Source organism: Niveibacterium microcysteis, assembly GCF_017161445.1.
Classification (GTDB): domain Bacteria; phylum Pseudomonadota; class Gammaproteobacteria; order Burkholderiales; family Rhodocyclaceae; genus Niveibacterium; species Niveibacterium microcysteis.
Genome location: NZ_CP071060.1, coordinates 988687 through 1010862, shown reverse-complemented (window position 1 = coordinate 1010862; position 22176 = coordinate 988687). Strand labels below are relative to the sequence as shown.

Here is a 22176-nt window from a genome sequence, read left to right as displayed (position 1 = left end):
CGATAGTTAGACTGCGCCGCGGCAGTTAGCCGGCGAGAAGCGGCCCGAAACGGTGCCGGCGGTACCAGGGCCGAACGTCGAAGCGGCGCCCTTGCAATGCCAATCGATGTTGCCTTGGGAACCAGCAGCCAATGCGACACCGCCGATAGTCGGAACAAGCACCAGGGTGTTTGCGCCAGCCAGCTGCGGGATGCCCGTTGCGGTCGTATCGTAAGTAATAGTGATTTCGCCATTACCGGCAGCGCCGCTTGCGATCTGAATCAGCGAAACATACTTAGAGGTATTGAAGCAGTAAACGATGTTGGCAGCGCAACCAGCAGCACCAGCGGCCGTCGCTTGCGTCAAGTTCGCAAGGCTACCATCGTTCTGCCAAGCCTCAGAAACCGCACTCTTAGCCGACTCCGCCAAAGTGAGACCTTCCGAAACTTTTGCGCGAACGGTGTAGTCCTGATAGGCCGGCAGCGCCACGGCAGCCAAGATGCCGATGATCGCAACCACAATCATCAGTTCGATCAGGGTGAAGCCTTGTTGAACCTTTTTCATGCTGTTCTCCTCGTTGAGAAATTCGGGCGGGGACACCGCTCGGGTTCATATGAGCAGATTACGTGCCAGCGTCATGACACTACCCAAAAATCAGCGTAGAGCGCCGCAACGCTGGCGCCTCGAGCTCATCCGCCTCGGACACGACGCCGGCGAGTGACGTTTTTTGTCACATCGACTGACGCGGCACGACAAACCATTTAACGAATACACACCTTCCGCACCTGTTTCATGTCCGTCACCCCCTGCAGCACCTTCTCAATACCGTCCTGCCGCAGTGTACGCATGCCATCAGCTAGCGCAGCGGTGACCAACTCCGAGACCGGGGCGCGTGTCTGCACCAGATGCTTGACCTCGGCAGAGCCGACCATCATTTCGTGTAGGCCGACGCGGCCTTTGTAGCCGTCGGTGCAGTGTTCGCAGCCTTGCGCTCGGTAGAGCAGCAGCTGCCCTTCGTGGCCGAATTGCGCTTTCCATTCGGCGAGTAGCGCCGCCTCGGCGGCCGCCGGATCTGCCTGAAACTCGGGCGTCTGGCGCATGTCTTCGCAGTACTCGGCGATCAAGGCCGCCACCTCTTCGTCGTCGGGGTGGTAGGCCTCCTTGCAATGCTTACAAAGCCGCTTGGCGAGGCGCTGGGCAAGCACGCCGAGCAGCGCGTCGGCAAAGTTGAACGGGTCCATCCCCATGTCGAGCAGGCGCACGACCGATTCTGGCGCGCTGTTTGTATGCAGCGTGGAGAGCACGAGGTGGCCCGTCAGCGAGGCTTCGATGCCGATCGTCACGGTTTCCTTGTCGCGCATTTCGCCGACCATGATTACGTCAGGGTCGGCGCGCAGGAAGGCACGCATTACCGCAACGAAATCCAGCCCGGCCTTGCGGTTGACCTGAACCTGGCGCAGGCCGCGCTGCGTGATCTCGACCGGGTCCTCGGCGGTCCAGATCTTGGTGTCGGGCGTGTTGAGCTCTTTCAGGATCGAATGCAGCGTGGTGGTCTTGCCGGAGCCGGTTGGGCCGCAACAGAAGAAGATGCCGTAGGGCTTGTTGATCGTGTTGCGCAGGCGCTCGAGATTGCGCGGCGACATGCCCAGATCCGACAGCGGCAGCGGCTCGCCGTTGGCCAGCAGACGCATCACCACGTCTTCCATGCCGCCCGCGGTCGGGATGGTCGCGACGCGCAGCTCGATATCCAAGGGCCCGTACTTGCGGAAGCGGATCTTGCCGTCCTGCGGTTTGCGGCGTTCGGAGATATCGAGGTCGCACATGATCTTGATGCGCGTGACCAGCGGGTTGCGGTAACTCGCAGGTACCTCGATGTACGGCACCAGTGAGCCGTCCTTGCGGAAACGGATCAGCGTCTTTTCCTTGCCCGGGCGCGGCTCGATGTGGATATCCGAGGCGCCCTGCCGATGCGCCTCGATGATGATCTTGTTGACCAGCTTGACGAGTTCGTTGTCGGCGGCCGCGGAGATTTCGTCCTGCGACGGCGCGTCGCGCTCGTCGTCGCCCAGGCCAGACAGCATGTCGGACACCGAAGCCTCATCCATGCCCTGCTCGAACAACTGCTGCGCCGTCTTCTCGAACTCGCGCCGTGTCGTGACGCGGAACGATAGCTTTGCGCCCGGGAAGACATTGTCGGCCACCCGCGCGCCGCGCACCTGCTCGGGGTCGGTTGTGAGGACAATGATCCCTTCCTGCGTCTCCTCCAGCGGCAGCCAACCCGCCTGCAACACATAGTCCTTCTTGATGTTGCGCAGCAGATGCATTGACTTGACCCGCTCCTGCCGAAACGGCTCGTAGGGCACGCCGTAGAACCGGGCCATCGACTCACCAACCAGCGCTGCGGCTATCCGCACTTCGTCGAGCAGAATTGCTTCGATCGTTGTATTCCGCGCGCGGGTCTGCTTTTCGATCTCCTCAAGTTGCTCGGGAGTCACGGCGCCAGTGCGCGTCAGGTAGTCGTACTTGTTGCGTAGCGGTTTCTCTTGGGAAAGACGCTGCGCGAACGCGACGCCCAAAGTCTGCGCAAGCCCCTGCAGCCCCTCTTCGTCGATGGCGGTAAAGGCCGAGCCATCCCGCGCGTTGATCAGTTGCACAACGCCAAGCAGTTCGCTTTCCGCCGCCCCCATGATCGGCGCCACCAGCATCTGCTTGCTGTGGTAGCCGCTGCGCTCATCCACCTCGCGGCGAAACTCAAGATTGGGCGAGATCTGGCTCAGCTCAGCCGCGTCGTAAACATCGTGGATGTTGAGCAGCGTCTTATGCAGGGCAACGTAGCCCGCGACGCTGCGGTCCGAGATCGGCAACCGGATCGCCTTGATCGAATGCAGACCGGTCTTGACCTTGGAGACGATCGCCGCCCCCGACTCGTCCACCGTATATAAAGTGATGCGTTCGGCGCCAAACAGGCTGCAGATATCGGCCGAGAGCTCGAAGATGATCTCGTCGATATTGTTTGTGGCGTGTATGCGCGCCGTCAGCGCCTGCAGGCCCTTGAAAAACGCGAGCCGCCGGCTCAGATCGCCGGCGCTGGTGCGCCCCGGAATGGCACTCATCGATCAACCCCCAGATGGCTTACTGCCAAGGCCCGATGATACTGCCACCAACCCTGGCTTGCGCCGGGATCAGAGCGTGAACACCTGGTCGTTCCGAAGAATCTGTGGCTTCAAACGGCCGCTGTACGCCGCCAGCTCGGCGGTGATCTCGGCAGCCTGCGCCGGCTTGAGGTGTGTCACATAGATCTCGGGCGACACGATCAGCCGATCAAGCACCGAAAACAGCATCTGCGGACACAGATGGCGCGCGGCGAGCGCCAGGTCATGCTGCATGTTCGGGAACGCAGTTTCGATGATCAGGGCGCGCAGGTCGTTGATTGCGTTGATTGCCTCGATCTGCGCGTCACACACGGTGGTGTCACCCGAGAAAACGAGGCTTGCCCCTGTCTCGGAACGGATCTGGTAGCCGACCGCGGGCACCGCGTGCAGCGCCGGCAGCGCTGTAATCCGCCGGCCATCAATGTCAGCCCACTCGCCAATGCGCAACTCGTTGAAGCGCATCAGCGGATGCGCGCGATCCGGTATCGCAGAAAAATCGGGCCAGATCAGCCAGTTGAAGATATGTGAGCGAATGATGCGCAGCGTTTCCGGCGCCGCATGAACGGTCAGCGGGCGACTGCGGTAGTCACCGACGGTGTCGATGATGAATGGCAGGTAGGCAATGTGATCGAGATGCGCATGCGTCAGGAACACATGGTCGATTGCCATCAGCGCCGGAACATCCAGTACCCCGGCGCCAGTGCCGCAATCGATCAGGATGTCGTCGTCGACCAGAAGCGAAGTCGTGCGGACATCGAGCCCACCAATGCCGCCGCTACAGCCGAGTACCCTGACCTCCACGGCCCGATCCGCCTGCGAGCGCTCAGCCGGCGCGCAGGTAGAACTCCATCTTGACGCCGGCAAGCTCGATCACGTCGTGATCCTGCAGCGGATGCGCCTGCGCATCGATCTCACGGCCGTTGACCACCGGGAAAGCAGTGCCCTCGACATGCGTAATGAAGTAGCCATGCGCACGGCGCGTGATGACAGCCACCTGCAGGCCCGGTTTGCCAAGCGTGGTCAGCGATTTGGTCAGCTCAAGCTCGCGGCCCGCATTGCGGCCAGAGAGAATCTGCACCACGCCGATCTGGTTAGCCTGGTCCGCCTCCGGCTGCGACCAATTGGTGCCGGAGAGCCCCCCAGTCGTCACCCCTTGCGTCGCGCTCTGTGCTTCCGCGAAGCCCGTCACCATGGTGTCGGCGGCAGCGCGCATCGTGGTGTTCTGGGTCTTCGTGAAGTCCTGCGGCACTTCGAAGGCCTTCTCGAAGGTGTTGGCCGACGCCGGTGGTGGCGTGTCCTTGAGGAACTTGAGCCGGTACTTGCCGAGCTCGACGATATCGCCATCCTTCAACGCATGCTTTTTCACCGGCTGCCCATTCACATAGGTGCCGTTGGTGCTGTTCAAGTCCTCAAGGAACGCATCCTGGAGGATGGTCGCAATCGATGCATGCTCGCCGCTGATCGCCAGGTTGTCGATCTGGATGTCGTTGTGCGGCTTGCGGCCGATCGTGATGCGCTGTTTGTCCAGCGCGATTTCCTTCAGCACGAGGCCGTCCATGCTCAGGACGATTTTGGGCATGCGGAACTCCAAATTGGGGTAAGTGCCACTTGCGGACAAGCTCACCAAGGGTGGAATCATGCCGCGCCCCGCCTCGGGGGGCAACGGGTTCCGGTCAAATCAATAGGGCAAGGCTGTGCCGAGTTTGGCACTGCGCGCGCGCGCCAGCACCTCGACGCCTAGCGCGAGGTCCTGCACCGCCAAGCCTTGCGACTCGAACAACGTGATCATGGCCGGATCGGTGCGCCCCGCGCGATGTCCTGCGACGATCTCGCCAAGTTCCACCAACCGCCCTTCGGTCAGCCGCCCTTTCTCAAGCGCAGGCAACAAATCGCCCGCTTCCCGCAACGCCGTCGCCCGTGTGTCGACGACGATGAGGCCAGCGCGTCCGACGGTTGTTTCGTCGATCTCGCGCCGAATCAGCGCGTTGGAGCCCGCGGCGTTGATGTGACAGCCGGCCGGTAACCACGCGCCGTCGAACAGCGGCTTGGGCGATGTGGTGATGGTGACCACCACATCGGCCGCGCGCACTTCGGCTTCGACATCCTTGGCGGGCGTCACCGAGCGCCCGACTTGCGCCGTCATCTCGGCGCAGAAGGCATCGCACTTCGCAGCATCGCGCGCGACCACGGAGAACTGTTCAATCGGCAGGCTGAGCGCCAACGCTTCGATCTGCCCGCGCGCCTGCCAACCGGCACCGAAAATTACGGCGCGGCGGGCGTTCGGCCGTGCGAGCCAGCGCGCCGCGACGCCGCCTGCTGCGCCCGTCCGCATCATGCCGAGCCGGTCAGCTTCGATCACCGCCAGTGGATCGCCGTTGTCGGCATCGAACAGGTGAAGCCAGAACCGCACACCGGCGCGCGACGAGGTATAGGTCTTGTAGCCGGTGACGCGTCGCGCGTCGAGCAGACCGCCTTGCAGCAGGTGCTGGATCACGGCGCCGGCCCGCACGCGCTGGCGTGGGTAGTCGACCGCCTCACCGGCAGCAAGCGCGCGATGGGCAGATTCCACCGCGGCAAGCGCCAGCGGCATATCGACCACCTGTGCAACCTCCGTCTCGGACAAATACAGCGCAGCCATGTTAGCCCTCCTCCAACACCCTGTAGCCCGCCTGCCGGCGACGAGCTATCAGCCAGCCGATCAGCACGACCACCAAGGCCCCGACCGCCGAGGCGACGTAATGCAGCCAAGCCGGCTGCCCCGCCACCAACGGCCGCATTGCCGGATCGCTGAAGATCATCGCGCCCGCGACCCAACCGAGCAGCCCGGCACCAAGGGTGACGATGATCGGCATGCGCTCCATCGCCTTCATGATGATCTGGCTCGCGAACACGATGATAGGAATGCTGACAAGGAGCCCGAACACCAGCAGCGGAATGCTGCCGTGCGACGCGCCGGCCACCGCGACGACGTTGTCGAGGCTCATCACGAAATCCGCCACGATGATCGTCTTGACCGCGCCCCAGACGTTGCCGGCACCGTGGATCTCGTGCTCGCCTTCCTGCTCCGGCACCAGCAGCTTCACGCCGATCCACAGCAACAGGATCCCGCCGACGATCTTGAGCCACGGCCAGTCCATCAGTAGTGCCGCAAAGGCCGTCAGCACCACACGCAGCCCCACCGCCCCGAGCACGCCCCACAGGATACCGACCCTGCGTTGCGCGGGCGCCAGGTTGCGACACGCCAGCGCAATCACGACCGCGTTGTCGCCCGACAGCACCAGGTCGATGACGATGATCTGCGCAACGGCGTACCAGAAAACGGGATTGGAAAAATCGGGCATCGGGGCGGGGGCGTTTAAAAGTGAGAGTTTAGCGGAGCATGCCGCGCGGGCGTTCGACGCCTCAAAACGAAAACGCCCGGCTCACGCCGGGCGCTTGATGCAGCGGACCTCGACGGATCAGAGCATCGCCTTGAGCAGGCGCGCCATCTCAGACGGGTTGCGCGTCACCTTGAAGCCGCACTCTTCCATGATGGCGAGCTTGGCGTCGGCCGTATCAGCACCACCGGAAATCAACGCACCGGCGTGGCCCATGCGTTTGCCGGCCGGGGCGGTCACGCCAGCGATGAAGCCAACGATCGGCTTCTTCATGTTGGCCTTGCACCACATTGCCGCTTCGGCTTCGTCCGGACCGCCGATCTCGCCGATCATGATCACCGCGTCGGTGTCCGGATCGTCATTGAACATGCGCATCACGTCGATGTGCTTCAGACCGTTGATCGGGTCACCACCGATGCCGACTGCCGAGGACTGGCCCAGCCCGATTTCAGTCAGTTGCGCCACGGCTTCGTACGTCAGCGTGCCAGAGCGCGACACCACACCGATACGGCCCTTGCGGTGGATGTGACCCGGCATGATGCCGATCTTGATTTCGTCCGGCGTGATCAGCCCCGGGCAGTTCGGCCCCAGGAGCAGGGTCTTCTTGCCGCCGGCCGCTTCCTTGGCCTTCATCTTGTTGCGCACTTCGAGCATGTCGCGCACCGGAATGCCCTCGGTGATGCAGATCGCCAGATCCAGGTCGGCCTCGACGGCTTCCCAGATCGCAGCGGCAGCCCCCGCCGGCGGCACGTAGATCACCGACACGGTGGCGCCGGTTTCCGAAGCGGCCTCCTTCACCGAACCGAAGATCGGGATGTTGAAGATGGACTCGCCCGCCTTCTTCGGGTTCACACCCGCGACGAAGCAGTTCTTGCCGTTGGCGTATTCCTGGCACTTTTCGGTGTGGAACTGGCCGGTCTTGCCCGTGATGCCCTGGGTGATGACCTTGGTGTCTTTGTTGATCAGAATCGACATTTCAGAGTTCTCCGGGCATTACTTGACGGCAGCAACGATCTTTTCGGCCGCTTCGGCCATGGTGTCCGCCGAGATGATCGGCAGACCCGATTCGGCAAGGATCTTCTTGCCGAGGTCTTCGTTGGTGCCCTTCATGCGAACGACCAGCGGCACGGCCAGATGCGTTTCCTTGGCCGCGGTCACCACGCCGGTGGCGATGGTGTCGCACTTCATGATGCCGCCGAAGATGTTGACCAGGATGCCCTTCACCTTGGGGTTCTTGAGCATGATCTTGAAGGCTTCGGTGACCTTCTCGGTCGTCGCGCCGCCGCCCACGTCGAGGAAGTTCGCCGGCTCGGCGCCGAAGAGCTTGATCGTGTCCATGGTCGCCATCGCCAGGCCGGCACCGTTCACCAGGCAGCCGATGTTGCCGTCGAGCGAGATGTAGGCGAGGTCAAACTTCGAGGCCTCGATTTCGTCAGCGTCCTCTTCATCCAGGTCGCGATAGGCAACGATTTCCGGATGGCGGAACAGCGCGTTCGCGTCGAAGTTGAACTTGGCGTCGAGCGCCTTGATGTTGCCGTTGCCTTCGAGGATCAGCGGATTGATTTCCGCCAGCGAGGCATCGGTTTCCATGTAGCAGGTGTACAGGCGCTTGAGCGTATCCACGGCTTGCGGGATCGAGGCTTCCGGTACGCCGATGCCACTCGCGAGTTCCTTGGCTTGCGCGTCGGTCAGGCCAGCCGCCGGATCTACGAAGACCTTGATGATCTTCTCCGGCGTGTTGTGCGCGACTTCCTCGATGTCCATGCCGCCTTCGGAGGACGCCATCATGGCAACCTTCTGCGTGGCACGGTCGGTCAGCGCGGCAACGTAGTATTCCTTCTTGATGTCGGCACCTTCCTCGATCAGCAGGCGGCGGACCTTCTGGCCCTCCGGCCCGGTCTGGTGCGTGACCAGTTGCATGCCGAGGATCTCGTTGGCGAGCGTGCGCACTTCGTCGAGCGAACGGGCCAGCTTCACGCCGCCGCCCTTGCCACGGCCACCGGCGTGAATCTGGGCCTTCACCACCCAGATCTTGCCGCCCAGCTCCTCGGCGGCCTTGACGGCCTCATCGACGGAAAAACACGGAATGCCGCGCGGCGTAACGACGCCATATTTGCGCAGGACTTCTTTCGCCTGGTACTCGTGAATCTTCATGGTTGCCCTTCGATCTCTGCCCCCGCCCGGGGTCGCCGGGCTCAGCGGGCTCAATGTTGGTATCGGGTCGGAACACGGGCAGACGAGACGGACTGCGCCCCCTTTGACGCAGCGGATGCCGACTCTCCCCCTCCCTCGGCAAAAGCCAGACCGGGCGCTCGGCAGCCCCGTTGCCGCAGTGCAACACCCGGATTCGGCGGATTGTAACCGAATCGCCCTTGCGGGTTACTTACGTGTTTTCCGAGTCGGCAACGGTACGCGGCCGGTACCACCGCGGGTAGTACTTGCGCGCCGCGGCGCCTGATGAATCCAGCGCGTGGCAGCGGTCGAGCTGGTAGGGCTTGCGGTCGCCGGAGTCATCTTCGCGCACCAGGGTCGCAAAGGTTTGCAGCGCGACGGTTGGCAAAGTCAGCAGCAGTTCGGTGACATGGGTGCAGCCCTTCACTTCGGCGAACCGCTCCATCATTGCCTTGCGAAAGCCTTGGAACAGATTCAACCCGATCAGCTGGCGATAGGCTGGTGCGATCGTTTCGCAGTAGCCGGTGTACGGCGCCCATGCGGTATCGGCCAGTGCATCAACGATGTTGAAGTGGCGATCGATGGTCAGGCGCACCCGCATCTCGTGCACCGGCGTGCCGGCCGGCCGCACGCCAGAGAGTATTTCGTAGTCTGCGTCCTTCAAATCCACCAGCGTGGCATCGAGGTCGAACAGGCCGTCGTCGCGCACAAAGCCTTCTGCCTCGATGCGGCGCGTGTGGAGTCGCCGGCGCGCAATGGCCGGTTCCGGAAAAGCCATGATTCCCCCTGCTTCAGCCCGCGCCCCCTGCGCGATCGGCCTGCGTAACACCGCCAGATGATAGCAATGCCTGCATCGGCAGCCAGGCCTGAATGGGTGATGGCCGACAATGCCAAGGCACGGAGCGTTGGGCGTACTCGCCCCGCGCGACCGTCGTCACCGCTCAAGCATGGATCACACGCCAGGCATGGCGCGCGATCATCAACTCTTCATTGGTCGGGATCACCCAGGCATTGACCCGGCTCGCACGCGCGCTGATTCTCGCGAAACCACGAACCGCGTTGGCTTCGCGGTCCAGGTCGACGCCGAGCCAGCTGGCCTGTTCCAGAATTTTCGCGCGCACAGTCGGCGAGTTCTCGCCGATCCCGGCGGTGAACACCACCGCATCGAGCCCGCCCATGGCCCCGGCCAGCGACGCCAATTCGCGCGAGGCTCGGTAACAGAAGTGATCCAGCGCCAGCTTGGCGTTGCGATCGTCGGACTCTTCCAGCACCCGGCAGTCACTCGAAACACCCGACATACCCAGCAAGCCGGAGCGGTGGTAGATCAGCTTCTCGATCGCGCGTGCATCCATGCCGCGCTGATCCATCAAATAGAGCAACACGCCCGGATCCACGGAGCCACAGCGGGTGCCCATCGGCAGCCCCTCAACCGCGGTAAAGCCCATCGTGGTCGCCACACTGCGGCCGTTGAGGATCGCACACATGCTCGCGCCATTGCCCAAGTGAAACACCACAGTGCGGCCCGCTGCAGCGCGCTCGTCATGCTGCGCCAGCACCGACGCAATGTATTCGTACGAGAGCCCATGAAAGCCGTAGCGCCGAATGCCGGCCGCGGTCATTTCATGCGGAAGCGCATACATCTGGGCGATCAGGGGCTGATCGCGGTGGAACGCGGTATCGAAGCAGGCCACCTGGGCCGCCTTGGTGCCGCTTTCGAGCAGCAGGCGAATCGGCAACAGGTTGTTTGGCTGATGCAGCGGCGCAAGCGGTACGAACGCCTCAAGCCGCCGGAGCGTGGCCGGATCCACACGCACCGGCTCGGCAAACTCGACGCCGCCATGCACCACGCGGTGCCCGAAGGCCTTGATCCGGAGGCCGTTCGTATGTGCATCGAGAAAGGCCGTCAGGTGCGCCATTGCGCCTTCGTGGCCGAGCTGAAAGCCACTTGGCCAGCTTTGTTCGCCAAGCACCACACCATCGGCATCCTTGCCGACAAACCTTGGCGCAGTGAACAGCCCCTCAAGTTGCCCGCGCAAACGCAGTTGCAGATCGCCATCGACTGCGGCGAAGACGGAGAACTTCAGGCTCGATGAGCCCGCATTCAGTACGGCAATCGCTTCTGTCATAACCCCTCCCCCGAAGGGTGCCGTGAATTCGGCACGACAGCAGGCCAGCCAAGCACGCCTGCCCCGTCCGCCATCGTAGGCAAGGCCGGTTGCAGCACTCTTGCGCTGGGGCAGGAAACGACGATGGCCGGCGCCTTGCGGCAACCGGCCATCGGGAGCGGGCTAAGGGAAGATCAGCCGCGCAGGGTGCGGCGCACGTGGCGCGCGATCATCAGCTCTTCGTTGGTCGGGATCACCCACACTGCAACGGCGCTGTCGTCCATCGAGATGCGCGGACCACGCGTCTGGTTGGCCGCCGAGTTCAGGCGAACACCCAGCCAGTGCGACGCTTCGCAGATGCGCGCACGGATCAGCGCGGCGTTCTCGCCGACGCCGCCGGTGAACACCAGCGCATCGACACCACCCAGCGCAGCAGCGAACGAACCGATTTCGCGCGCAACGCGATAGACGTAGTAATCGACGGCCAGGCGGGCGCGCGACGAATCGCTCGCAAGCAAGGCACGCATGTCGCTCGACACACCCGACAAACCCAGCAGGCCGGATTCGCGATACAGCAGCTTCTCGATATCGCGCGCGTTCATGCCCTTCTGGTCCATCAGATACAGCAGCACGCCCGGGTCGATCGCGCCGCAACGCGTGCCCATCGGCAAACCGTCCAGCGCCGTGAAGCCCATCGTTGTCGCAACACCCAGCCCTGCCGACAGCGCCGCCATGCTGGCGCCGTTGCCCAGGTGCAGCACGATCGTGCGGCCGGAGGCGGCACGCTTGTCATAGTCCCCCAGCACGCTGGAGATGTACTCGTACGAGAGGCCATGGAAGCCATAGCGGCGGATGCCCTCTTCCGCGTATTCGAGCGGCAGCGCAAACAGTTCGGAAACCTGCGGCTGCGTACGGTGGAAGGCCGTGTCAAAGCACGCCACCTGCGGCAGATCCGGGAACTGCTCCATCAGCAGGCGGATCGGCGTGAGGTTGTGCGGCTGATGTAGCGGGCCGAACGGCACGTACTTCTCAAGACGCGTCATCACGCTCGCGTTGAGCTTGGCCGGTGCCGAGAACTCCAGACCGCCGTGCAGAACGCGGTGGCCGACGGCTGCAGGCCGCGGGACGCCGTGGTCTGCAAGGAAGCCGCTGATGCACTTCATCGCGCCTTCATGGCCCAGTTGCGTACCCTCAGCCCAATCCTGGCTGGCGAGCACGGTGTCGCCCGCATCTTTGGCGACGAACTTGGGGGCCGTGAACAGGCCTTCGACCTGACCACGCAGACGCAGGGCGAAATCGTCGCCAATCGATTCGAAGACGGAGAACTTCAGGCTCGATGAGCCCGCATTGATAACGAGGATAGGTTCAATCATTTTGTTTCATGGGGGTTTCGCCGGTCTGGCGATAGTGGGCAATAAGCGCCATAACGGCAGTCGAAGCCATCCGGGTTTCGACTGAATCGGCGCGGCTGGTAAGTACGATCGGCACTTTCGCACCGAGCACAATGCCGGCGCTGTCGGCGCCGGCCAGATACTGGAGTTGCTTGGCAACCATGTTGCCGGCCTCGAGGTCGGGCACGATCAGGATGTCGGCCCGCCCCGCCACCGGCGAGACGATCTTCTTGGTCTTGGCGGCCGCTTCGCTCACCGCGTTGTCGAACGCCAGCGGGCCGTCGATCACGCAGCCGGTGATCTGCTTGCGATCGGCCATCTTGCACAGCATCGCGGCATCGATCGTCGACTGGATCTTCGGATTCACCGTTTCCACCGCCGACAACACCGCCACCTTGGGCACGGCAATACCGAGGATGTGCGCCAGCTCCACCGCGTTCTGCACGATGTCGACCTTCTCCTCCACCGTCGGGAAGATGTTGATCGCCGCATCCGTCACCAGAAGCATGCGCGGATAGGCCGGCACATCCATCACGAATACATGCGTCACGCGGCGCGAGGTACGCAGGCCGTTGCTGGCCTTCACCACGGCGCCCATCAACTCGTCGGTATGCAGGCTGCCTTTCATCAGCGCCTGCACTTTGCCGTGGCGTGCCATGCCGGCGGCGTGGTCCGCGGCAGCGTGGCTGTGCTCACAGTCGATCAGCTGGTAGCCGCTCAGGTCAATGTTCTCGGCCTGCGCAACGGCATGGATCTTCGCCGCCGGCCCGATCAACACCGGGATGATCAGGCCCTTGCGCGCCGCCTCGATCGGCCCGAGCAAGGAATCGCGGTCGCAAGGGTGTACCACCGCCGTCAGCACCGGCGGAATGCCCTCGCACGCGACGTACATCTTCTCGAACGCGTCATTGCGCGGCATGTAGAACGCGGCCTTGCGCGTGTCTGCAAAACTGCCCTTGGTGCCCGGCGGCAACACCGTCAGCGACCCCCAAAGCAAGTCATCGCCGTGCTGATTGACGACGCGAATATCGAGCTGCACCGAACGGTCGGACGCATGCTTGTGACGCACCCGGACGGATGCGGTGAGCTCATCGCCATCGGTGATGAACCCGTCCGCGTGCAGTTCCTGACCGACGATGCGCGAGCCAGGGCCGGGCAGTCGCCGCGTCACCACGTTGGACATCAGCGCAACGGCGCACACGCCCTGCACGGACAGCTTCTCGTCGGTCTTGTCGGTCTCGGGGTGGAAGATTTCGGCGTCACCGGACAACTGCGACAACATCGCCACGTTGGACGCTGTCACGGTGTGGGTGATTTCCATCGACGCGCCGACGTGCAGATCGTCGTAGGTGAGGTTCTTCAACTCATCCATAGCGTCGTGTCCGCGGAAGGGGTGCTGCTGATTCTGCCCGCCATACTGCAGTGCAATATTGACAGCGATCAGCCGCGTCCCCGTCCTCGTTCATTTTGCTTAGTACACCTTCAGCCCGCGGGCGCGGAACTGCTCCTTGACCCGCTCGGTCAGCTCATTGGTTGGCGGCACGGCATCCGCCAGCGGGTACTTCAGATTCAGCGCATCCCACTTCGAACGGCCCATCTGGTGGAAGCGCAGCACATCAACGCGCTCGACGCTGCGAATGCTCGCAGTGATGTCGGCAACGCGTTCGACGTTGTCGTAATCGTCGGTCAAGCCCGGCACGAGCACGAAGCGCACCCAGGTCGGCCGGTTCAAGTCGGACAGCCGCTTGGCGTAGTCGAGCGTCGGTTGCAGCGGCTGATGCGTAACGCGGTAGTAGGTGTCCGGATCGCCGGACTTGATGTCGAGCAGGTTCAGGTCGACATCCATCAGCTCTTCGTCCGATAGCTTCTCGCCCAAGCGGCCACAGGTGTCGAGCGCAGTGTGCAGACCGAGCTCCTTGCAGCGGCGCAGGATGCGCTTGGCAAAGCGGTGCTGCACCAGGGGCTCACCGCCACTGATCGTCACGCCGCCCTTGGACAAGGTGAGCGGGCGCACGTACTTCTTCAGCTCCGCCATCAGGTCGCCCGCGGTCGTGGGCGTCCCGTGCATCTTGTGCCAGGTATCGGGGTTGTGGCAGTACTGACAACGCATGAGGCAGCCCGACAGAAAGACCACGGCGCGAATGCCGGGGCCATCTACCGCGCTGCCCATTTCGTACGAGTGGATGTAGCCGACGAGCTGCTGGTCCTCGTTTTCCGCGATGTCCTCGAGGTCGGCCTCGTGGATCGCAAAATGATCCGGGCCACCCGACTGGGTGGCCCCGGATTGGACCTTCAGCTCGTAGCGACTGCCGGAAAGGCGTGTCGCCACGAGGGGATCTCCTTACATGGAACCGTGGAAGGTACGGTTGATCACGTCCATCTGCTGCTCACGCGTCAGCTTGACGAAGTTCACCGCATAGCCAGAAACACGGATGGTCAGCTGCGGATACTTTTCCGGGTGCTCCATCGCATCGACCAGCATATCGCGGTTGAGCACGTTCACGTTGACGTGGAAGCCTTCGCTGCCGAAGTAGCCATCAAGGCTGCCCTTGAGCTTCTCGGTGCGCTCTTCCGACGAACCGAGCGCGCTCGGCGAGTAGGACAGCGTCAGCGAGATGCCGTCGGCGGCGTCTTCGTACGGGATCTTGGCAACCGACATCATCGCGGCCAGCGCACCGTGCGTGTCCTTCTGGTTCGACGGGTTGGCACCCGGCGCGAAGGCTTCGCCCTTCTTGCGGCCGTCCGGCGTCGAGCCGGTCTTCTTGCCGTACACCACGTTGGAGGTGATCGTCAGCACCGACTGGGTGTGCATCGCGTTGCGATACGTCGGGTACTTGCGGATCTTGTCCATCATGGTCGTCACGAGGCCGGTGGCGATTTCATCCACACGGTCGTCGTTGTTGCCGTAGCACGGGAAGTCGCCTTCGGTGACGTAGTCGACGATCAGGCCGCGCTCGTCGCGCACCACCTTGACCTTGCCGAACTTGATCGCCGAGAGGCTGTCCGCGGCGTGCGACAAACCGGCGATACCGCAGGCCATCGTGCGCAGGATGTCGCGATCATGCAGCGCCATCTCGATCGCTTCGTACGCGTACTTGTCGTGCATGTAGTGAATGATGTTCAGCGCATTCACATAGGTCTTCGCGAGCCAGTCCATCATCGTGTCGAGACGGGCCATCACGGTGTCGTAGTCGAGGTAATCGCCTTCGAGCGGGGGCAGCACCGGGCCGACCTGCTCGCCGGAGATTTCATCGCGGCCGCCGTTGATCGCGTAAAGCATGGTCTTGGCGAGGTTCACACGGGCACCGAAGAATTGCATCTGCTTGCCGACGCGCATCGCGGACACGCAGCAGGCGATCGCGCAGTCATCGCCCCAGCGCGGACGCATCAGTTCGTCCGACTCGTATTGGATCGACGACGTGTCGATCGACACCTTCGCGCAGAAGCGCTTGAAGCCTTCCGGCAGCGCCGGCGTCCAGAACACGGTGAGGTTCGGCTCAGGAGCCGGTCCCAGCGTGTAGAGCGTGTTCAGCATGCGGAAGCTGGTCTTGGTGACCAGGGTGCGGCCGTCTTCGGCCATGCCGCCGATCGATTCGGTCGCCCACACCGGGTCGCCCGAGAACAGCTCGTTGTATTCCGGCGTGCGCAGGAAGCGGACCAGACGCAGCTTCATCACGAAGTCGTCCATGACTTCCTGGGCGAACTGCTCGGTGATGCGACCTTCCTTCAGGTCACGCTCGAAGTACACATCGAGGAAGGTCGACACGCGGCCCACCGACATCGCGGCGCCGTTCTGCTGCTTGATCGCGGCGAGGTAGCCGAAGTAGGTCCACTGCACCGCTTGCTGCGCGGTCGCGGCCGGCTTGGAGATGTCGCAGCCGTAGTTGGCGGCCATTTCCTTGAGTTCGGCCAGCGAACGGATCTGCTCCGAGAGTTCCTCACGGGCGCGGATCACGTCTTCGGTCGAATGCACGTCGTTCAGTTCAGCCTTCTCGCGCTTCTTCGCGGCGATCAGGAAATCCACGCCGTACAGCGCAACACGGCGGTAGTCGCCGATGATGCGGCCACGGCCGTAAGCGTCCGGCAGGCCGGTGACGATGCCGGACTTGCGGCACGCCAAAATGCTCGGGGTGTAGGCATCGAACACGCCGGCGTTGTGGGTCTTGCGGTACTTCGTGAAGATCTCGGCAACGCGCGGATCGGCCTTGTAGCCGTAGGCCTCGAGCGAGGTCTCGACCATCCGCCAGCCGCCGTACGGCATGATCGCGCGCTTCAGCGGCGCTTCGGTCTGCAGGCCAACGACCAGTTCCAGATCCTTGTCGATATAGCCGGGGGCGTGCGCGGTGATGCCGGACGGAATCTGCGAGACATCCAGGATGCCCTTCTCGCGCTCCTCAGCCAGCAGCGGCTGGAGCTTTGCCCAGAGGGTTTTGATGCGGTCGGTCGCGCCGCAAACGAAACTGTCATCACCTTCGTACGGGGTGTAGTTACGCTGGATGAAGTCGCGCACGTCGACTTCCTTCTGCCAGCGCCCTTCGACGAAGCCGCGCCAGGGTTCGCCTACGACCTGAGTGTCATTCTTGACCGCTACATCCATGATTGCCCTCCTGTGGCATTTCTGATTTGTCGCCGTGTCCAAGGGACACGCTGTCAGCCGGGTTGCCAGACGAAACACGTTCGCGGCGGCGATTGATGCACCGGACATCGCACGCACGGCTGACGCGATCACACGCTGGAACCGTCAATTCACCTGTGCAGCGTATGCCTCCTAAGTGGCAACAACAAGAAAGTCAGGTCAACGATTTTGCGCTTTGCGTTTGCTATAATGCGAAACATCATTGCGCATGGCGAAATCTATAAATTTCGTACATGACGCCATTAGTCGATCTAGCGGCTTTTCCGCGCCGCACAATCGAGCCTGCAGGCGCCTTTGTTGTTACTCAATAGCTGGCCAAAGCGCCCATTTGCTCGCTTTGAAGACGGTATCGCCTTAAAGTTCACCTGAATTCGGCCGAAACAAAGGTGAAGGTGCACTCCCGCACAACAACAATGCAGCCGCATGTGACCGAACGCATGTACCTGAAGCCCGGACGGCACACTCTCTTTGCCACATCCCTTGTTTGCGCGAGCGTCGCCGCGCAAGCCGCCGGGCTTGGCGAAGCATCGCTGCGCAGCGGCCTCTCGCAGCCCCTTCGTGTTGAGATTGCGCTGGTCGGTGATGATGTCGGTGCACTTGGAAACGAGTGTTTCCGTGTGCTCACGCCAAGCGGCGCGAGCGACGATCTGCCCTGGGTTCGCAGCGCTCAGATGCGGCTGGAGCAGAGCGGCAACCGACACACGCTGGTCGTGACAACCCGTCAGGCGATCCAAGACCCCGCCTTGATGCTGGGCGTCCAGATGGACTGCGGCGTGCAGGTGCGCCGCGAGTACGCATTGCTGCTGGGCCCCACATCGGTTGACGCACCACGGACTGTGCCGGCGGAGGGCGTTTCGGCACTGCCAGCCGCCCGCCCGGCCGCTTCCCGCGGGCGCGTTGAGACCTGGACCGCCGCGGAAGGCGAGAGCGCCGCATCGATCGCCGCCGCCTTGGTACCCGGCGATCGCGCAGCGCAGCGCCGGACCGCGCGCGAAATAGTTCGTGCGAATCCCGAATTGTTTGCCGGCAATCCAAATGCCGCCCAGACGGCGCTGCCGGCCGGTACGCAACTTCAGGTGCCGATGCCGGGCGCCAAGCCCACTCCGCGTGCAGCACCGACCGAGGCTGAAGCCCCGAAGTCAGCCCCTGAACGCCGCGTCACCCCCGAGCGCCCGGCAGAACCGTCTCCCGTGCCGCGCCCGCGGCGGGATGCGGCGAAGTCGGCTGATCGCTTGACCGTCACAACCGAGGATGGAGACGGCGCGCTGCGCCAGTCGCTTGAGCTCGACGAGTCGCGTCGGCAATCCGTGCCGGACGAATCGGCCCGGTCGCGCCTGCGCCGCGAGCAGCAATTGATCCTCGCGATCGACGACCGGATTGCAACCACGCTCGAACTCAATGAGCGCATCAGGCAACTGGAAGCAGCCCAGCAGCGCCTGCAGGCGGAAAACCAGCGCCTCGCAGGACTGATCGCCCAGCAGAGCGGGGCCGGCGGCGCGCCCTCGCGCCTGAGCTCGTCAGCAACCCCAATCGACTGGCGCCTGATTGCCGGCGGCACGGTGCTCGTGCTGGCTGCGATTGCCGCCAGTCTCGCATGGCGGCGCCGGCGGATCCGCATCCTTCCGGTTGAGCCCCTACCCGCCGCTGGCAGCCCGGAGCCAACGCCGGAAGAAGAGGATGCCGAGTTCGAAGGCGAGGAGCCGCTGACCCCGGCCGATATCTGGCCGGAGCGCGAAGGCGCGCCTCCGATGGGGGGCGCCACGCACGAGAGCATCGACTGGACGCCGCCGACCCTGTCGCCGGGCGCGCTCGGACCGAGCAGCCTGCTGCACATCGACGACGAAGTCGAAGAGCACGATTCTGCGGTTGAACTCGCCGAGATCATGATGTCTTTCGGGCGCGTCCAAGGTGCCGCTGAAACGCTGGCCGACTTCATCCGCGCCAATCCGAAGCAGGCTGTACGCCCGTGGATCAAGTTGCTTGAGGTCTATAAGGCGGCATCGATGCGGGTCGAATTCGACGCACTCGCCGGCCAGTTGAACAAGACCTTCAACGTCAAGGCGGTTACCTGGGAAGAGTTCGATCAAGTCAAGGAGGCCAACGAGTCGGTCGAACAGATGGGCCACATCATCGGTCGCATCCTGAACACCTGGCGCACGCGCGAGTGTCAGGTCTATCTGCACACGCTGCTGCGCGACAACCGCAAGGGCACGCGCCAAGGATTCCCGCTCGGCATCGTTGACGACATCCTCTGCCTCAACGGCGTACTGGAAATTGAGCTCGGCGCGTTCAAGCCAACACCGGAAGAACTTGCCGCGATGGAGACACCCCCACCGCCTCCGAGCGAGACGGCCGCCGGTCCGAGCACGGTGGCCACCGAGGTCAACAGCACCGCGTTGCCAGACGAAATCACTTTCGATGAGCACGCCCTGCCGCCTTCGCGCCCGCGTGCCCCAGCACCCGCATTCGAGCCGGAACGCACCGAGTCGATGATCGAGTTCAACCTCGACGAAGAACTCCCGCCGCTCAAACCGCGCGACCAGTAGGTCGCAGTGACGACTCAGACCGGGTTGTCGATATCCACGAAGACGCAGTGAATGCCCAGTTGCGCTTGCAGATGGGCGCCCAGTGCATGCACGCCGTAACGTTCCGTCGCATGATGGCCAGCGGCAATGTAGGGGACACCGCTTTCGCGCGCGAGATGCACGGTCGGCTCCGAAACTTCACCCGACACAAAGAGTTCGGCGCCCGCCGCAATGGCGGCCTCGAACATGCCTTGCGCCGCTCCAGTGCACCAGGCGATGCGCTCGATCTCGCCAGCCGCATCGCCCACCACCAGCGGCTCGCGGCCGAGCCGCGCGGCGAGCGAACGGGCCACCTGATCCAGTGAGGTTGGCCCCGGCAATCGACCGATCACCCCGACATCCTGATCGCCAAAGCGGGCCACCGCCTCCCAGCCCATCACGCGGGCAAGCTGAGCGTTGTTGCCCAACTCCGGGTGCAGATCGAGCGGCAGGTGATAGGCGTACAGGTTCAGATCGTGGCCAAGCAGGCGGGCCAGGCGACGGCGGCGCGTTGCGATGACTCGCGGATCTTCGCCACGCCAGAAATAGCCGTGATGCACCAGCAGGCCGTCCGCATCGTGCGCAATTGCAGCGTCGATCAACGCAAGGCTCGCGGTCACCCCGCAAACCAGGCGGCGGACCTCGGCGCGACCTTCCACCTGCAAACCGTTTGGGCAATAATCCTTGATCCGCGGGGCTCCCAGCAGTTCGTCCAGATAGCGTTGCAGTTCATCGCGATGCATTGTTTTATCTCCCTCCCCACGGTGGGCATTCGACCACAAGGCGCCGCAGCACCCGGGAGGCCGCGCTACCCGACTCGGAATTTTGGATTATGCGCCGCTTGTGGCTGATCTTCTGCCAGGCCGTCACCGCCTCGCTGGCGGTGGTTTTCGTGCTCACCACGCTGAAACCGGGCTGGTTCTCGGACCGCCGTACGCTTGCGCAATTCGTGCCGGTACAGGAAGCCCCACCCGCGGCCAGCGGAAGTCAGGCAGGCGCAGGCAATACCGCAGTCTCGTATGCGCCGGCGGCGGCGAAAGCCCTGCCATCGGTGGTGCACGTATTTACCAGCAAGGAAGTGCGCCAGCCACGCAACCCTTTCGCGGACGATCCGCTGTTCCGGCACTTCTTTGGTGACCGCAACGATCCATCTGCGTCGCGACGTGCGTCCGGGCTCGGCTCGGGCGTCATCGCCAGCCCCTCCGGTTATATCCTGACCAACAACCATGTCGTTGAACAGGCGGACGAAATCGAAGTCGCGCTCTACGACGGTCGCAAGCTCGCCGCGACCGTGGTCGGTCGCGACCCCGATACCGATCTCGCTGTGCTGCACATTGCCGCGGACAAGCTCCCGGCTGTCACCTTCGGGGCGCCCGAGGCCCTAAGGGTTGGCGACGTGGTGCTGGCCATCGGCAACCCGTTTGGCGTCGGCCAGACCGTCACAATGGGCATCGTCAGTGCGCTGGGGCGGTCGCAACTGGGGATCAGCACGTTCGAACACTTCATCCAGACCGATGCCGCCATCAACCCCGGCAATTCGGGTGGCGCGCTCGTGGACGGAAGCGGCAACCTCGTCGGCATCAACTCTGCAATCTACTCACGATCGGGTGGCTCACTGGGTATCGGCTTCGCGATCCCGGCGTCGCTGGCGCGCAACGTGATGGAGCAGATCATCAAGAATGGCGAAGTCACGCGCGGCTGGATCGGCGTCGAGGTCCGCGAGGTCTCTGCAGAACAAGCCGTCAGCCTCGGGCTGCCGGCTCAGGACGGCACGCTGGTAACCGGCATCGTCAACGGCGGCCCGGCCGACAAAGGCGGGGTCGAGCCCGGCGATTTGCTGGTATCGATCAACGGCAAGGCGGTGGGCGGGCCGCAACGCATGCTCGAAACGATCGCCGCTTTGCCACCCGGCGCCGACGCTACGCTGTCGCTACGCCGCGGCGCGAAAACGGTGGAATCGCGCGTGAAGATCGGAAAACGCCCGCCGCCCGACGCAGGTAGCTAAGGCCCTGCGGCTGCAAGCCGCTCGCGCCCGGAGGCCTCGCTCAATCGCGCCCTTGAACCGCGGGGGCGTCAGGCCGCGGCGACATGAAGCGCGCCACCAGGATGCCCGCCTCGTAGAGCAGGCACATCGGCACCGCCAGCATGATCTGAGAAGTGACGTCCGGCGGGGTGATGACTGCTGCGACGACAAAAGCGCCGACGATGACGTAGGAGCGGATTTCCTTGAGTTTCTCGACGGTCACCAGGCCCGCCTTGACCAGCAGAATCACCACCACCGGCACTTCAAACGTCATGCCGAACGCGAGGAACATGGTCATCACGAAAGCCAGGTACTGCTCGATGTCCGGCGCGGGGGTGATGCTCTTCGGCGCAAATTGCGTGATGAAGGTAAACACCGTGCGGAACACGAAGAAGTAGCAGAACGCCATGCCGAGCAGGAAGAGCAGCGTGCTGGCGATCACCAGCGGCGCAGCCAGGCGCTTCTCGTGCGCATAGAGCCCGGGCGCGATAAAGGCCCAGGCCTGCCAGAGAATGAACGGTAAGGCGACAACGAAGGCCGCCATCATCGTGACCTTGATCGGCACGAAAAAGGGCGTCACGACACCCGTCGCAATCATGCGTGTGCCTTGCGGCAAGGTCTGCATCATCGGCGCAGCGAGCAGATCGTAGATGTGCGACGCAAACGGCATCAGGCACAGGAATACGATCAGGAACGCCGCAGCGGCCCGCACCAGGCGAGTACGCAACTCGATCAGGTGCGAGATGAAACTCTCTTCTTGAAGATCTGACATGGCCG

At 63.4% G+C, this 22176-nt stretch carries 18 protein-coding genes; 2 read left to right on the top strand and 16 right to left on the bottom strand.

What is annotated here, in order from left to right; genetic code table 11:
- Nucleotides 1-6: 6 nt before the first annotated feature.
- The 14 genes from JY500_RS04725 to pflB all read right to left on the bottom strand — a co-directional run bounded on the left by JY500_RS04725 (nt 7) and on the right by pflB (nt 16773).
- Nucleotides 7-543, bottom strand: coding sequence for a pilin (locus JY500_RS04725; protein WP_206255215.1), 537 nt, complete (start codon nt 541-543; stop codon nt 7-9).
- 197 nt (nt 544-740) lie between these two features.
- The gene (locus tag JY500_RS04720; protein ID WP_206255214.1) at nt 741-3092 is read right to left on the bottom strand and encodes a GspE/PulE family protein; all 2352 of its coding nucleotides are present in this window, start codon (nt 3090-3092) and stop codon (nt 741-743) included.
- A 69-nt stretch (nt 3093-3161) separates the two neighbouring features.
- Nucleotides 3162-3932 (bottom strand): MBL fold metallo-hydrolase, encoded by a 771-nt coding sequence (locus JY500_RS04715; protein ID WP_206255213.1) that lies wholly within the window; start codon nt 3930-3932, stop codon nt 3162-3164.
- Nucleotides 3933-3954: 22 nt separating this feature from the next.
- Nucleotides 3955-4710 carry an FHA domain-containing protein gene (locus JY500_RS04710; RefSeq protein WP_172203559.1) on the bottom strand — a complete coding sequence of 252 codons (756 nt, stop codon included), beginning with the start codon at nt 4708-4710 and terminating at the stop codon, nt 3955-3957.
- Nucleotides 4711-4809: 99 nt separating this feature from the next.
- A complete protein-coding gene (locus tag JY500_RS04705) occupies nt 4810-5769 on the bottom strand; it encodes an ornithine cyclodeaminase family protein (RefSeq protein WP_206255212.1) in 960 nt (319 codons plus the stop codon).
- A gap of 1 nt (nt 5770) precedes the next feature.
- Nucleotides 5771-6472 (bottom strand): TerC family protein, encoded by a 702-nt coding sequence (locus tag JY500_RS04700; RefSeq protein WP_172203557.1) that lies wholly within the window; start codon nt 6470-6472, stop codon nt 5771-5773.
- Nucleotides 6473-6589: 117 nt separating this feature from the next.
- A complete protein-coding gene (sucD, locus tag JY500_RS04695) occupies nt 6590-7483 on the bottom strand; it encodes a succinate--CoA ligase subunit alpha (RefSeq protein ID WP_172203556.1) in 894 nt (297 codons plus the stop codon).
- An 18-nt stretch (nt 7484-7501) separates the two neighbouring features.
- A complete protein-coding gene (gene sucC, locus JY500_RS04690; protein WP_172203555.1) occupies nt 7502-8662 on the bottom strand; it encodes an ADP-forming succinate--CoA ligase subunit beta in 1161 nt (386 codons plus the stop codon).
- A gap of 229 nt (nt 8663-8891) precedes the next feature.
- Nucleotides 8892-9458 carry a DUF2889 domain-containing protein gene (locus JY500_RS04685; RefSeq protein WP_172203554.1) on the bottom strand — a complete coding sequence of 189 codons (567 nt, stop codon included), beginning with the start codon at nt 9456-9458 and terminating at the stop codon, nt 8892-8894.
- A 163-nt stretch (nt 9459-9621) separates the two neighbouring features.
- Nucleotides 9622-10806, bottom strand: coding sequence for an acetate/propionate family kinase (locus tag JY500_RS04680; protein WP_206255211.1), 1185 nt, complete (start codon nt 10804-10806; stop codon nt 9622-9624).
- A 173-nt stretch (nt 10807-10979) separates the two neighbouring features.
- Nucleotides 10980-12158: an acetate/propionate family kinase gene (locus tag JY500_RS04675; protein WP_172203552.1), complete on the bottom strand. Its 1179-nt coding sequence runs from the start codon at nt 12156-12158 to the stop codon at nt 10980-10982.
- A complete protein-coding gene (locus JY500_RS04670; RefSeq protein ID WP_206255210.1) occupies nt 12151-13548 on the bottom strand; it encodes a bifunctional enoyl-CoA hydratase/phosphate acetyltransferase in 1398 nt (465 codons plus the stop codon). Before JY500_RS04670 ends, JY500_RS04675 begins: the two co-directional genes overlap by 8 nt.
- Nucleotides 13549-13647: 99 nt before the next feature.
- The gene (gene pflA / locus JY500_RS04665) at nt 13648-14505 is read right to left on the bottom strand and encodes a pyruvate formate-lyase-activating protein (RefSeq protein WP_172203550.1); all 858 of its coding nucleotides are present in this window, start codon (nt 14503-14505) and stop codon (nt 13648-13650) included.
- 12 nt (nt 14506-14517) lie between these two features.
- Nucleotides 14518-16773: a formate C-acetyltransferase gene (pflB, locus tag JY500_RS04660; RefSeq protein ID WP_172203549.1), complete on the bottom strand. Its 2256-nt coding sequence runs from the start codon at nt 16771-16773 to the stop codon at nt 14518-14520.
- A gap of 425 nt (nt 16774-17198) precedes the next feature.
- Between pflB and JY500_RS04655 the strand changes: the two genes are divergently transcribed.
- Entirely contained in the window at nt 17199-19358 is a 2160-nt protein-coding gene (locus tag JY500_RS04655) for a type IV pilus assembly protein FimV (protein ID WP_206255209.1), read from the top strand.
- Nucleotides 19359-19372: 14 nt separating this feature from the next.
- Here JY500_RS04655 and JY500_RS04650 read toward each other — a convergent pair whose 3' ends face one another.
- Nucleotides 19373-20119, bottom strand: a complete 747-nt coding sequence (locus JY500_RS04650; protein ID WP_206255208.1) for a Nif3-like dinuclear metal center hexameric protein — start codon at nt 20117-20119, stop codon at nt 19373-19375.
- Nucleotides 20120-20208: 89 nt separating this feature from the next.
- On the opposite strand from JY500_RS04650, the gene JY500_RS04645 reads away from it, so the two are divergent.
- The gene (locus JY500_RS04645) at nt 20209-21381 is read left to right on the top strand and encodes a trypsin-like peptidase domain-containing protein (protein ID WP_172203546.1); all 1173 of its coding nucleotides are present in this window, start codon (nt 20209-20211) and stop codon (nt 21379-21381) included.
- 40 nt (nt 21382-21421) lie between these two features.
- Here JY500_RS04645 and tatC read toward each other — a convergent pair whose 3' ends face one another.
- The gene (tatC, locus tag JY500_RS04640; RefSeq protein ID WP_172203545.1) at nt 21422-22171 is read right to left on the bottom strand and encodes a twin-arginine translocase subunit TatC; all 750 of its coding nucleotides are present in this window, start codon (nt 22169-22171) and stop codon (nt 21422-21424) included.
- Nucleotides 22172-22176 lie beyond the last annotated feature (5 nt).